Genomic DNA, 11,644 nt, shown 5'->3' with positions numbered 1-11,644 from the left:
CGCTGCCCCATTCTGCCACATTCGGAAGTTCACAGTAGACTCGTCGACAATCTGGGTTGAGAATTCGACAACTGTAGCGTTATGGGCTGCGAGCATGAAGACGATCTTGTCGATCTCCGGGAAGTCGGTCCCTACAAAGGGAATCGTGACCAGTCGCATCGTCGTGCTGCGTTCAACAATGGCGCCCTCCCAATCGAGGGTGCCTCCTCGCCTGGAGGTGTAGTTGGAGTTTTGAGCGGCCGCAACCAACTCCTGGGCGGCCGCCCCCTCGATGACACTCAGGGCCCCGGCGATGTCGGCAGCGCTTTCGATCGCGGCAGCCGAGGTCGCGTCGGAAGGACTGACGACGATCCGGGACACCGGGATGGTGGGGCTGCTGTCAGTCAGCATATCGATCTGGAACGCGTCGTCCTCCACTGCATCACTAGTGCTGGCGCTGGTGATGTATCCGAAGGCAATTGCACCAGCAACGACTGCGGCGACCAGGGGAACGCCAACCGCAATGCCCCGCTTCCAGCCCGTCATGCGAGGAAGGTTGAGGGTCGCTCCGGCCAAGGTCAATGCGCCGAGGACTGCGAGGAATGCCAGAATGCGAATCGCCGTGGAGACGCGGGAGTCCGTAGGTATGAAGGAAAGAGGCGTCAGGGCGACATTGATCAGGATGAGGGCTATGAGCCAGCGCCGCTTCCTGCGATCCGTTGCGTTCTGTGCGTTGACCATCCATGCGCCCCCATGGCGATGTCAAAGCGGCTACGACTTCGTGTCGCAGGTCGACCGTAGCACGCGGCCCCTGCCGCTGGGGGACCTTCGGTTCTTCGTGCTTGCGTAGGCGTGGTCGTCCACTGGCGGCCTGGGTGCACTGCTCAAGGGGTCGAGCCTCCCGAGGTCCGGCATCCTCCGCTAGACCTCTCTGCTCCCACGGCAGCCACGGAGCGGAGGGCCGGGTCCAGCTAGGGTCGGGCCGTGCTGCGTACCGTCGCGATCGAGAACTACCGCTCCCTGCGGCACGTCGTGCTCGGCCTCGGCCCGCTCAACGTCGTCACGGGGGCCAACGGCACCGGCAAGACGAGCGTCTACCGCGCGCTGCGCCTGCTGGCCGACCTCGTGCGGGCCGGGGCGATCTCGACGCTCGCCCAGGAGGGCGGGATGCGCTCGGCGCTGCACGCCGGGGGCCGGAGCGCCGAGCGCGTCGCGATGCGCCTGGGCTTCGCCAGCGACGACCTGTCCTATGCCATCGACCTGGGCCTGCCCACCATGGGGCCGTTCCCGCTCGACCCGGTCATCAAGGCCGAGGCGATCTGGGCGGGGGAGCTGCTGCGCCCCGCGACCCTCCTGGCGGACCGGCACGGGCCCCTGGTGCGCACGCGCGACGCCGATGGCGGGTGGCGCCCTGCCCCGTGGCGGCTCGGGGACCACGAGTCGCTCATGGCGGCGCTCGTGGACCCGGCGCAGGCGCCCGAGGTGTACGCCATCCGCGAGCAGGCCCGCCGCTGGCGGTTCTACGACCACCTGCGCACCGACGCCGACGCCCCGGCACGACGTCCGGGCGTGGCGACGTTCACGCCGGTGCTGAGCCCCGGCGGGGGCGACCTCGCCGCGGCGCTGACGACCATCGACCGGATCGGGCACGCGCAGGCCCTGCACGCCGCGGTCGGGGAGGCCTTCGACGGCTCGCGGCTGGTGCTCACCGAGGACGACGACGGGACGTGCCGTCTCGCCCTGCGCCAGCCCGGGATCCAGCGCCCGCTGGGCGCCGCGGAGCTGTCCGACGGCACGCTGCGGTTCCTGCTGCTGGCCGCCGCGCTGCTGTCCCCGCGGCCGCCCGGGCTGCTGGTGCTCAACGAGCCGGAGGCGAGCCTGCACCCGAGCCTGCTGCCCGCGCTCGCGGCGATGGTCGCCGACGCGGCCGATCGCACCCAGCTGGTGGTGGTGACCCACGCGCGCGAGCTCGTCCAGGCGCTGCGGCCCGAGGCGAACGTCATCGAGCTCGTCCGGCAGGGCGCTGCGACGACGGTCGCCGGGCAGCTGGCGTTCGACGGCCCCGCGTGGGCCTGGCCCCGGCGCTAGGGCTGCTCGGCGCGGACGGGGCTCTCTGCCGGCGCGACCGTACGGTCGTGGCTGGGCGGCGCGACGTCGGCAGCGCGCGTCGTCAGCAGGTGGCACGCTGCGGCGACGGCGTAGAAGACGACGTCGGCCGCGACCTTGCCGACGGTCCAGCCGAGCAGCGGCGAGCCGAGGACCAGCGGCGCGACGTACATCAGCCCCGGCCGCACGAGCAGCGTGTCGAGCGCCTCGGCCGGCCCGAACTCCGCGACCGTGAGCGCGGCCGTGCGCAGCAGGGCGCGCAGCACCCGGGTCGGACGGCGGCGTCGCGCGGCGCCCCGGGCCACTGCGGGGTCCCGGCGGGGCGCATCGGAGCGCAGCTCTGCCGCGAGCATCCGGGCCACGGACACCGCGTAGAACCCGATCCCCTCGACGACGGTGCCTACGACGGCGGCCGCCGCGAGCGAGCCGGTCGCCCGGTGGGCGAGCCATGCCCCGCCGATCGCACCCACCGTGGCGGCCAGCTCGCTCGGCAGGTACCGGCCGATCCAGTACCGCGCGCCGCGTCGTCGCGCCGTCATGGGGACTCCTCCCGGTGGTCCGGTGCCCTGACCTGACCAGAGCGCGCCGCACGCGCTCCGTGACGTCGTACGCTCGCGGCATGGCCCGGGGGGACGAGTTCGTCGAGGTCGAGCTCGTCGAGGACGACGAGCCGCGGGGCCCGCGCGACGACGCCGGCCCTGCCACTCCCCGGCGGGTCGCCCGGTGGGCGGCCGCGCACCGCCCCCGCGTCTCCGAGCGTGCGTGGACGCGGGGTGTCGCGGCGGGGGCCGTCCTGCTCGCGGTCGTCGTCCTGCTCGACGCGCACCGCGCGGCCGAGCGGGCCGCAGTGCTCGCGGGGGTCGAGGGCCTGGTCGGCTCGCTCGACGAGCCACCGGTCACGGTGTGGGAGGCCCAGGACGTCTACCCGGTCGGTGCGGCGGGTGACGGCCTCGTCGTCATGCGCTACGCCGGGGGGGACGGCCCGGGCCTCATGCCGACGACGGTCGCGGCGCTGGACCCGGCCGACGGGTCGGTGGTGTGGGAGGTCGAGACCGCCGGCGACAGCTGCCAGGCGTGGACCAGGGGCGGGCCGGACTGGGGGATCTACGGCCTGCCGCCGGCCGTCGACGCCGCGCAGGGCGCCCGCGTGGTCTGCACGGCGTCTGGCTCGTCGCCGGACCGCACGCTCGTCGAGTCGCGGGAGCCGGCGACCGGCGCACTGCTGGCGTCGCTGGCGCTCGAGGTCGGTGGCGGGTACCCGGTGCCGCTGGTCGGCGACCTGCTCGTCTACGGGCTCGACGCGCGGGGAGCGCTGACCGCCGTGCGCTGGTCGCCCTTCACCGGGGAGGTCTGGCGTCAGGTGCTGCCCGAGCCGCTGGTGGAGGGCGGGACCGAGGGGCTCGTCGAGGGGACGTGGAACGTCTTCGCCGAGCTCGGCGACGGGGCGCTGCGGTTCACCGCGGGGGACGCCTCCGGCCGCTTCACCTCCGTCGTCCTCGACGACGCCGACGGCGCGCTGCTCGACGATCCCGGGGTGTGGGACTACCGCGCCGACCTGTCCTGGGCCGTCGCCGAGCTGGCCGTGCCCGGCGGGGGCGTGGCGCGCACGGTGCTGTCCCCGGCGGGCACCGCACGGGTGGTCGTCAGCGAGCGGGACGGCAGCGACCGGTTCGAGCGCGACGGTCAGATCGCGCGGGTCGCGGTGGACGACGGATCGCGGCCCGGCACGCTGCTCGTGCAGGGGGACTCCGGCCGGCTGACGCTCGTCGACGCGGCGACCGGGCGAGACCTCGGCACGGCGGGTGCCCAGGCCGGCGGTGCCCCCCTGCGGCTCGACGGGGTGCTCGTGGTCGCGGGGTCGGAGGCCGTGGGTGCGTGGTCGCTGGCCGACGGGACAGCGCTGTGGTCGGTCGACTCGGATCCCTGGGTGAGCTCTGTGGTCAGCGACGGCGGCACAGTCGCACTTCTCGAGGACTACGGGAGCGCGATCGTCGGCCTGGACCTGCACACCGGCGAGACCCGCTGGAGCAGCACGATCGAGGACGGCGTCGCCCTGATCCAGCTCGGCGGACGGCTGTTCCTCGTCCGGCAGGACGGGCTCGCCGCCCTGGGCAGCACGTAGGCTGGCCGCACCCGACCACCGCGGCACCGCCGCCGCCAGCACCGAGGTGGAGCCCATGCGTCGTGCCCTCGCTCGCGGGACCGGCCCGGTTGTCGGCCTGGCGCTCGCAACCGCCTCCCTCGCCGCCTGCACCCCGTCGGACCCCGAGCCGGCCTCCGACGTCGGCGTGCAGATGTTCCAGTGGACCTGGGACGCGATCGCCACGGAGTGCACCGACGTGCTCGGTCCCGCCGGCTACGGCTGGGTGCTCACGTCCCCGCCGCAGGAGCACGTGCTCGGCGAGGCCTGGTGGACGGCCTACCAGCCGGTCTCGCACCGCGTCGAGTCACGCCTCGGCACCCGTGAGGAGTTCGCCGCGATGGTCGACACGTGCGGGCAGGCCGGCGTCGCCGTCATCGCCGACGCGGTGGTCAACCACATGACGGGGGACTCCGACGGCGGTGTCGGCTGGGCCGGCACCGACTACGAGCACTACGAGTACCCGGGCCTGTACTCGGACGCCGACGGCGACTTCCACCACTGCGGGCTGGCGTCGGACGACGACATCGCCGACTACCAGGACGCCGACGAGGTCCAGACCTGCGAGCTGGTCAACCTCGCGGACCTCGACACCGGCTCCGAGCACGTGCGCGCCACGATCGTCGCCTACCTCGAGGACCTGCTCTCGCTCGGCGTCGCGGGCTTCCGGATCGACGCGGCCAAGCACATGGCGGCCGACGACGTCGCGGCTGTGGTCGCCGAGCTGCCCGAGGGCACCCGCATCCTCCAGAAGGTCATCGGCGGGGCGGGGGAGCCGATCCAGCCGGCGGACTACGTCGCGGCGGGGCAGGTCTTCGACTTCCTCTACGGCCGCGAGCTGGAGTCCATCGGCCGCACGGGCTCGGTGGACCGCGCCGAGGGCCTCGGCAGCTCGCCCGGGTCCCTGCCGAGCGAGGCCGCCGTGGTCTTCGTGGAGAACCACGACACCGAGCGCAACGGGTCGACGCTGCGCTGGGACGACGGGTGGTCCTCCGTGCTGGCCGACGTGCTGATGCTCGCCGGGTCGTACGGCACGCCGGTCCTGTACTCGGGCTACGCGTTCACGGACCGCGATGCCGGCCCGGAGCAGGACGCCGACGGCGCCGTGCTCGACGCGGTGTGCGCCGAGGGCTCCGGCCCTGACGCCGAGCTCGCCGACGGCGCCTGGGTGTGCCAGCACCGCTGGCCCGCGCTCACCGGGATGATCGGCTGGCGGATCGCCGCGGCGGACGGCGCCGTCGTGGACGGTTGGACGGACACCAAGGCGATCGCCTTCGGCCGCGGTGAGACCGCGTTCGTGGTGGTCAACGGCTCCCCGGACGAGCGCACCGACACGCTGTCCACGTCCCTGCCGGACGGCACCTACTGCGACGTCGTCGCGGGCGCCCCGGTGGACGGTGCTTGCGCCGGCGGCGAGGTGACCGTCGTCGGCGGGTCCGTCGAGGTCACGGTGCCCGGACGCACGGCGGTCGCGCTGCACGTCGGTGCGCAGCCCGAGGGCTGAGCGGCGGCCCGTGCCGCGCTCGCGCCGGGCCCGCGCCCCCGCCGACCCTCAGGTCAGCCGGGCCCAGACCGTCGTGTCCGGCGGTACGAGCCACGCGCCGTCGTTGGCAAGCGGCAGGCGCTGGGACGTCAGCACCACGTCGAGGTCCGCCGGCAGGCGCAGCGCGCTGGTCCCGGTGTTGGTGAGCACCAGGACCTCGCGGTTGACGAAGGCCAGGGCCTGGCCCGCGCCCGTGGGCAGCCCGTCGACCCACGCGAGCGACCCGGAGCCGAGCCGGAACTCCTTGCGCAGCCGCAACGCGCCCCGGTAGAGCTCGAACGTCGAGCCCTGCCTGCCCTGCTGGGCGTCCAGCGCGTACCGCACGAACGACGCGGGCTGCGTGAGCCAGGTCAGCCCGGTCGGCGAGAAGCCGAGACCCGGCTCGGCCGCGGCCCACGGCAGCGGCACGCGGCAGCCGTCCCGCCCGCGCTCGGTGAAGCCCGAGCGTGGCCACACGGGGTCCTGACGCTCGGCGTCGTCGAGCGTGGTGTGCTCGGGCAGGCCCAGCTCCTCACCCTGGTAGAGGTAGGCCGAGCCGGGCAGTGCGAGCATGAGCATCGCCGCCGCACGGGCCCGGCGCAGGCCCAGCTCCTCGTCGGGCTGGGTGTCCGATGCCCCGATGCCGTGCGGCCACGGCGCGTCTGCGGGCAGGCCAAGCCGGCTCGGGTGCCGCACGACGTCGTGGTTGGACAGCACCCACGTGGTGGGGGCGCCGACGGCGTCCATCTCGCCCAGCGAGGACGTGATGACCTCCCGCAGCCTCGGCGCCGACCACGGGGCCATGAGGAAGTCGAAGTTGAAGGCCTGCTGCATCTCGTCCGGCCGCACGTAGCGGGCCAGGTTCGCGACCGGCTCCACCCACGCCTCGGCGACCATCGCACGGTCGCCGTCGTACTCGTCGAGGACGGCACGCCACGCGCGGTAGACGTCGTGCACGCCCTCCTGGTCCCACATCGGCCCGGAGGAGTCGCGCGCGTCCGGGCCGGTGTCGACCTCGAGCAGCGAGGACCGCCCGGCCCAGTCCGGCAGGCCGGCCTCCTTGACCAGGCCGTGCGCGACGTCCACGCGGAAACCGTCGACGCCCCGGTCGAGCCAGAACCGCAGCACGGACTCGAACTCGGCCCGGACCTCGGGGTTGTCCCAGTCGAGGTCCGGCTGGGTGACGTCGAACAGGTGCAGGTACCACTGGCCCGGGCGGCCGTCGGCCTCGGTGACCCTCGTCCAGCCGGGCCCGCCGAACACCGAGCGCCAGTTGTTGGGTGGCTCCGCGCCGTCCGGCCCGCGTCCCTCGCGGAACAGGTAGCGGGCTCGCTCGGCGCTGCCCGGCGCGGCGGCCATGGCGGCGCGGAACCACGGGTGCTCGGCCGACGTGTGGTTGGGCACGAGGTCGACGAACACCCGCAGGCCGCGGCGGTGCGCCTCGGTGAGCAGCGCATCGGCGTCGGCCAGCGTGCCGAACAGGGGGTCGATGTCGCGGTAGTCGGCGACGTCGTAGCCCCCGTCGTTCTGGGGCGAGCGGTAGAACGGCGAGAGCCACAGGGCGTCGACGCCGAGCCGCGCGAGATGGCCCAGCCGTGCGGTGACCCCGCGCAGGTCGCCGACCCCGTCCCCGTCGCTGTCCGCGAACGAGCGCGGGTAGACCTGGTAGATCACGGCGGTGCGCCACCACTCGGAGGCGGGCCGTGCCGGGTGGATGAGCGTCGTGGTGGTCGACCGGTCGTCGCCGGAGCCGGGGGAGAGTGAGGTCACGAGGGTCAACTCTCCCATCTCACCCGACGCGCTGCGTCGGACCTTCGACGAGGCCGAGGTCGCGCAGCACGGCCCGCGCGGCGCGCCGGCCCGAGACGAGCGCGCCCTGGATGCTCGGGGTGTCGCGGTGGTCGCCCGCCACGTAGCGGCCCTCGGCCAGGCGCACCGGCAGCCGGAGCGACGGCGGCAGGGGGCCGGCAGGCAGGGCGTCCGGCACGTCCACGGTCGCCAGGTGGACCCAGTCGCGCGTGTCCGCGCCGTGCAGCACGGCGAGCTCTGCGCGGACGACGGCCTCAGGCACGGCCTCGCGGCCGAGGACCGAGCTCGCCACCAGCGCGCGCCCGTCGGGCGCGTACGACGGTGCGACGTTGCTCAGCACCACGGTGGTGACGACGGGCCCACGGCCCGGCCCGCGCGCGTCGAGCACGATCGCCCGGTCCGGGCCCGGTGCGTGGGTGCTGAGGTGGTAGTAGGTGCTGACACCCCGCATCGGGACGGGCGGCAGGTCGAGCAGGCCGACGGCGGCGCGCGGGTCGGCGGCGACCACCACGGTGCGGGCGGTGACGGGGCCGGCGTCGGTGAGCACCCCGGTGGGCGTGATCGCCCGGACCCGCGTCGACAGGCGGACGGTGCCGGCGGGCAGGCGGTCCGCGAGCTGCGCCCCGATCGCCCCCATCCCGGCTGCGGGGACGGCGGACGTGCCGCGCAGCAGCGTGCGCCACACCAGCGTGACGAAGCGCGCGGAGGTGCTCAGCGACTCGTCCAGCACGATCCCGGCCAGCAGCGGGCGGACGAACCGCTCGAGCACGTCGCCCGTGATGCCGCGGCGCTCGAGCTCGCTGGCCGTGCTGCGCTCCGGGGCCGCGATGATCCGTCGCGGCGGCGTGGTCGCGGCGTGGCCACTGAACCGGACGAGCTCGAGCAGCGCGTGCGGCGGGCCCAGGGGAGCGTGGGCCGAGCCCAGCGCGCGCGCGGAGCCCAGCGCGGCGGCGGGCCAACGGCGCGGGTCGCCGACGGCGTAGCGGCCGTCGGCCGTGACGAGGACGGCCCCGCGCGCGAACGGCTGGAGATCGAGCGCGTCGAGGTCGAGCACGCGGACGACCTCGGGGTAGCCGGTGCTCAGCACCTGGAAGCCCCGGTCCAGCCGGAACCCGTCGACCACGTCGGTCCGCACCCGGCCGCCCACGCCGTCCCCCGCCTCGAGGACCACGGTCTCGAGCCCGGCGCCGGTGAGCACGCGCGCCGCAGCGAGTCCCGCGAGCCCGGCGCCCACGACGACGGCATCGGCGGTGCGGGGCAGGGCCATCCCTGGAGGGTAGCGCCGCACCCCGTGGGGGGCTGGGGGTCGGGGCGGGTCGGCCCCGGCGCCACCCCGTCGCACGTGGCTAGGGTTCACCTGTGCCCGAGACCACGACCGGCCGGGCCGGCCCCGTGGCCGGCCCGTACACCGACGCCGACCGCAGGCGGCCGTTCGACGAGGCGCCGAAGAGCAGGCAGCGCACGCCCTTCGAGCGGGACCGCGCGCGCATCCTGCACTCGTCCGCCCTGCGCCGGCTCGGTGCCAAGACCCAGGTGCTCGGACCGGCGAGCGACGACTTCGTGCGCACCCGGCTCACCCACACCCTCGAGGTCGCCCAGGTGGGCCGCGAGCTGGGCAAGGCGCTGGGCTGCGACCCCGACGTCGTCGACGCGGCGTGCCTGGCGCACGACCTGGGCCACCCGCCGTTCGGCCACAACGGCGAGCGCGCGCTGGCCGAGGTCAGCGCGTCGATCGGTGGCTTCGAGGGCAACGCGCAGACCCTGCGGCTGCTCACCCGGCTCGAGCCCAAGGTGATCGACCCGGTCTCGGGGCGCGCCGTCGGGCTCAACCTCACCCGGGCCAGCCTCGACGCGTCGGTGAAGTACCCGTGGTCGGCCGCGGACGCCCCGCCGCGGCCGGACGGGACACCCTCGGGCAAGTTCGGGGTGTACGACGACGACGCCGACGTGTTCGCCTGGCTGCGCGAGGGCGCGCCGGTGCGGGTGCGCTGCCTCGAGGCCCAGGTGATGGACCTCGCCGACGACATCTCGTACTCGGTGCACGACGTCGAGGACGCCGTGGTGGGCGGGCGCCTCGCGCTGGACGTGCTGGACGACGCCGAGGTGCGCGCGCACGTCGCCGAGGTGGTGCACGACTGGTACGGCGCCGCCGTCAGCACCGAGGACCTCGAGGCGGCGATGCGGCGCCTGCCCACGCTGCAGCCGTGGGTGCGCGGCTACGACGGCTCGCGGCGCGCGCTCGCCGCGCTCAAGGACATGACGAGCCAGCTCATCGGCCGGTTCGCGGGCGCCGCGATCGACGCCACCCGCGCGCGGTACGGGCCGGGACCGCTGACCCGGTACGCCGCCCAGCTGGTGGTGCCGCCGGCCGACCTCGCCGAGATCCTCGTCCTCAAGGGGCTGGCCGCGCGGTACGTCATGGCCCCGCGCGAGCACGAGCCGCTGTACCGCCGTCAGCGCGAGATCCTCGCCGAGCTCGTCGTGCTCCTGGCGGACCGCGCCCCCGACGCCCTCGAGGTCCCGTTCCAGGCGGACTGGGCCGAGGCGGCGGACGACGCGGCACGGTTGCGCGTGGTCGTCGACCAGGTCGCATCGCTCACCGACGTCAGCGCCGCCGAGTGGCACGCGCGCCTGCACCCGCCACGAGGCTGACGGCGCCCGCCGGCGGCCCTCGACGGCCGGACGGCGTCCGCCGCAGCACCTAGACTCACGGCGTGGCAGGGCGGATCCGACGCGAGGACGTGGCAGCCGTCCGCGAGCGCGCGCGGATCGAGGAGATCGTGGGCGAGCACGTCACGCTCAAGACCGCCGGCGTGGGCTCGATGAAGGGCCTGTGCCCGTTCCACGACGAGCGGTCGCCCTCCTTCCACGTGCGGCCCCAGGTCGGCCTGTGGCACTGCTTCGGCTGCGGCGAGGGCGGCGACGTCATCTCGTTCCTGCAGAAGGTCGACGGGCTGGGCTTCACCGAGGCGGTCGAGCACCTCGCGGGCCGGGTCGGGGTCCAGCTGCGCTACGAGGAGGGCGGGGCCGTGCGCCCCGGCGAGGAGCCGGGGCGACGTCAACGGCTGCTCGAGGCGCACCGTGCCGCCGCGGCGTACTACGCCGAGCAGCTCGCGACCCCCGAGGCCGCCGTCGGGCGCACGTTCCTGGCCGAGCGCGGGTTCGACCGCTCCGCGGCCGAGCACTTCGGGGTGGGGTTCGCCCCGCAGGGCTGGGACCACCTGCTGCGCCACCTGCGGGGGCGCGGGTTCACCGAGGGCGAGCTGACCAGCTCTGGGCTGATGAGCCAGGGCAACCGCGGGCCGTACGACCGGTTCCGCGGCCGCCTGGTGTGGCCGATCCGGGACGTCACCGGGGACGTCGTCGGCTTCGGCGCGCGCCGGCTGCTCGAGGACGACCAGGGCCCCAAGTACCTCAACAGCCCGGAGACCCCGCTCTACAAGAAGGCCCAGGTGCTCTACGGCATCGATCTGGCCAAGCGCGAGATCGCCAGGGCCAAGCAGGTGGTGGTCGTCGAGGGGTACACCGACGTCATGGCAGCGCACCTGTCCGGGGTGCCGACGGCCGTGGCGACGTGCGGCACGGCCTTCGGCCCGGACCACGCGCGGATCGTGCGGCGGCTGGTCGGGGACACGTCGGCGGGCGCAGGGGTGCAGCTCGCCTCGGGCACCTCGGTCGGCGGGGAGATCATCTTCACGTTCGACGGCGACGCCGCGGGTCAGAAGGCCGCGCTCCGGGCGTTCGGCGAGGACCAGAAGTTCTACGCCCAGACCTTCGTGGCGATCGAGCCGTCGGGGATGGACCCGTGCGAGCTGCGCCAGGCGCGCGGGCCGGACGCCGTCAAGGCGCTCGTGGCCGGGCGACAGCCGCTCTTCGAGTTCGTGCTGCGCTCGACCCTGCGCGCGCACGACCTCGACACCGTGGAGGGTCGCGTGGCCGCGCTGCGGGCCTCGGCACCCGTGGTCGCCGGGATCCGCGACGCGGCGCTGCGCCCCGAGTACGCCCGGATGCTCGCCGGCTGGCTGGGCATGGAGCAGGACGCCGTGCGCCAGGCCGTGGCGGTCGCGGGGCGGCAGGCGACCGCGCAC

9 protein-coding genes are annotated in these 11,644 nt (G+C 74.7%); 5 read left to right on the top strand and 4 right to left on the bottom strand.

Going from position 1 to position 11,644, the window contains the following annotated elements; translation table 11 throughout:
• On the bottom strand, window positions 1-720 hold a 720-nt coding region (locus PKY62_RS06700), incomplete at its 3' end, for a hypothetical protein (RefSeq protein WP_324535934.1).
• A 243-nt stretch (window positions 721-963) separates the two neighbouring features.
• On the opposite strand from PKY62_RS06700, the gene PKY62_RS06695 reads away from it, so the two are divergent.
• The gene (locus PKY62_RS06695) at window positions 964-2,067 is read left to right on the top strand and encodes an AAA family ATPase (RefSeq protein WP_324535933.1); all 1,104 of its coding nucleotides are present in this window, start codon (window positions 964-966) and stop codon (window positions 2,065-2,067) included.
• On the opposite strand, the gene PKY62_RS06690 is transcribed toward PKY62_RS06695, so the two are convergent.
• Window positions 2,064-2,624, bottom strand: coding sequence for a hypothetical protein (locus PKY62_RS06690; RefSeq protein WP_324535932.1), 561 nt, complete (start codon window positions 2,622-2,624; stop codon window positions 2,064-2,066). The genes PKY62_RS06695 and PKY62_RS06690 overlap by 4 nt on opposite strands.
• A gap of 80 nt (window positions 2,625-2,704) precedes the next feature.
• On the opposite strand from PKY62_RS06690, the gene PKY62_RS06685 reads away from it, so the two are divergent.
• Together PKY62_RS06685 and PKY62_RS06680 are read left to right on the top strand one after the other, a co-directional pair.
• A complete protein-coding gene (locus tag PKY62_RS06685) occupies window positions 2,705-4,207 on the top strand; it encodes an outer membrane protein assembly factor BamB family protein (RefSeq protein WP_324535931.1) in 1,503 nt (500 codons plus the stop codon).
• Window positions 4,208-4,262: 55 nt separating this feature from the next.
• Window positions 4,263-5,729 carry an alpha-amylase gene (locus PKY62_RS06680; RefSeq protein WP_324535930.1) on the top strand — a complete coding sequence of 489 codons (1,467 nt, stop codon included), beginning with the start codon at window positions 4,263-4,265 and terminating at the stop codon, window positions 5,727-5,729.
• 48 nt (window positions 5,730-5,777) lie between these two features.
• Here PKY62_RS06680 and PKY62_RS06675 read toward each other — a convergent pair whose 3' ends face one another.
• Window positions 5,778-7,535, bottom strand: coding sequence for a glycoside hydrolase family 13 protein (locus PKY62_RS06675; protein WP_502875807.1), 1,758 nt, complete (start codon window positions 7,533-7,535; stop codon window positions 5,778-5,780).
• 1 nt (window position 7,536) lies between these two features.
• Window positions 7,537-8,823 carry an NAD(P)/FAD-dependent oxidoreductase gene (locus tag PKY62_RS06670; RefSeq protein WP_324535928.1) on the bottom strand — a complete coding sequence of 429 codons (1,287 nt, stop codon included), beginning with the start codon at window positions 8,821-8,823 and terminating at the stop codon, window positions 7,537-7,539.
• Between the two features lie 92 nt (window positions 8,824-8,915).
• Here PKY62_RS06670 and PKY62_RS06665 point away from each other — a divergent pair, with 92 nt between their 5' ends.
• Together PKY62_RS06665 and dnaG are read left to right on the top strand one after the other, a co-directional pair.
• A complete protein-coding gene (locus PKY62_RS06665) occupies window positions 8,916-10,208 on the top strand; it encodes a deoxyguanosinetriphosphate triphosphohydrolase (protein ID WP_502875806.1) in 1,293 nt (430 codons plus the stop codon).
• A 62-nt stretch (window positions 10,209-10,270) separates the two neighbouring features.
• Window positions 10,271-11,644: DNA primase (dnaG, locus tag PKY62_RS06660; protein WP_324535927.1), on the top strand; the 1,374-nt coding region annotated here is incomplete at its 3' end.

The organism is Actinotalea sp., assembly GCF_035443605.1.
Lineage (GTDB): Bacteria > Actinomycetota > Actinomycetes > Actinomycetales > Cellulomonadaceae > Actinotalea.
The sequence above is the reverse complement of the archived record's forward strand: the minus strand, read 5'-3'. Positions and strand labels throughout refer to the sequence as shown.